Here is a 238-nt window from a genome sequence, read left to right on the forward strand (position 1 = left end):
TAGGTCGACGGCATGAACTGGGTCTGGCCGAACGCCCCCGCCCAGGAACCCTTGAGCTTGTCGGGGTCGATGCGCTCGTCCTGCACGATCTTGAGCGCGGCGAAGAACTCGCCGCGGAAGTACGCCTGGCGGCGCCCGAAGCAGGACAGCGTCGACAGCGAGGACAGCAGCGGCCGCCCGCCCAGCGTGCGGCCATAATTGCTCTCCACGCCCCACACGGCCGCGATGGTGGCCGGGT

At 69.3% G+C, this 238-nt stretch carries 1 protein-coding gene; it reads right to left on the bottom strand.

The genetic code is table 11. The features are described 5' to 3' along the window. The coding region (locus ACRHNM_RS18090) for a lytic murein transglycosylase (protein ID WP_431138016.1) at nucleotides 1–238 on the bottom strand (238 nt) is incomplete at both ends.

It is taken from the genome of Psychroserpens mesophilus, from assembly GCF_050617655.1.
In the GTDB taxonomy this organism is placed as follows: Bacteria; Bacteroidota; Bacteroidia; order Flavobacteriales; family Flavobacteriaceae; genus Psychroserpens; species Psychroserpens mesophilus_A.